The 1,361-nt window shown below is 46.2% G+C and carries 1 protein-coding gene; it reads right to left on the bottom strand.

What is annotated here, in order from left to right; genetic code table 11:
• Nucleotides 1–119: 119 nt before the first annotated feature.
• The coding region (locus tag AC1DS3_RS38720; protein ID WP_477129372.1) for a glycosyltransferase family 4 protein at nt 120–1,361 on the bottom strand (1,242 nt) is incomplete at its 5' end.

Genomic DNA, 1,361 nt, shown 5'->3' with positions numbered 1-1,361 from the left:
GGTCTGGAACGTTCCAAATTTCGCCCCGTTTCCCTTAAGAATAATTGACGTCACAATATTTTCGTATACTGTTAACAGTAGCCTAAATATTCTTCGAGATGATTTATAAACAATTATCGCTAGCACTTAGCCACCTCTCCGTATATTTCAAGAAGACGCCGCGAGTTTGATCTCCTGTCATGCCTAGCTCTGCCTTCAGCTCTACCTCTTTCCGACAAGAGCGAGGCCAATCCGTCGTCTGCCAACAGACGGCAAATAGAGTCGGCCAGCATTTCGTGCTCCTCAAATCGGTAAAGAAGCCCGGTTACCCCGTCTTCAATCATATCCGGCACGCCTCCAACATATGAGGCGATACAAGGTACGCCCAATATTTGGGCTTCACCTATAGAGTTTGGGCTATTTTCAATAGCTGACGGGCAAACGAAGACATGGGAGTTTATATATTCGCCCACCATATCCTTCTCAGAAAGAGGCCCGGTAAATGTTATAATATTATCCAGGCCTTTCTTTTTTATCAGAGAGATAATATAATTCGCATATCCACCTCTTTTCCAGAAAGGCTTATCCAGTAAATTACTACCTCCAATTCGTACTTTTACGCCAGGAAATCTCTTGAGGACAAATGGCATAGCCATGATTAGCTTATGAAGACCCTTTATTGGATAATGAGCCTGACTCAAGAAAATTGAATCCCTCTGGCACTTATCCAGCCCCCAGGTGTTTTCGTAGAATTTGCTTCTTATTGTTTCATCGCAATGATAGTATCTGGAATCAGAGTTTATAGCTAATGCGTGACTACGATCCCATGATGTTCTACCAATAACATGCTTCGCTAGCATCAGGCTTTCTTTCTCGAGCACCCCGCGTGCCCGCATGTTTCGCCTCTGGTCGAAGAGGGTATCTTTTCTTAGGATATCCCGTGGAGTTACATGACGCTTTAATTCGCTGGCCTCGATCGATCCGAAATAGTATCGCTCGTAGACACTCACCAACCCTTGAATCGACACAACCACCTTTTCCCGTCCGAGTGCACGCAGAAATGCAAGACCGTGGGCGCGTTCGGTACCATGGATATGTACAACGTCAGGCAAAAAATTCTCTGCAACGGCCTTCCATTCGGCCTCGATATCTTCGTCGTATATTTTCCGTGACTTTTTTCCAGGGATAAGATAATAGTCGATCCCGTCGCATTCAAATCTCTCCAATGCGTCGCCGTCGTACAGCGCCGCAACCGCAAGCTTCAGCCCCGATGATTCTTGCAAAAGCCCCATAGCTCCGGAGAACATCCATCCTCCGACCACTGGCGTATTTATTCCAATTCGGGCGCACATGGCAGGAAAAAGCACGTTACATATCCACAG

The organism is Cupriavidus sp. 01L46, from assembly GCF_056399905.1.
The sequence above is the reverse complement of the archived record's forward strand: the minus strand, read 5'-3'. Positions and strand labels throughout refer to the sequence as shown.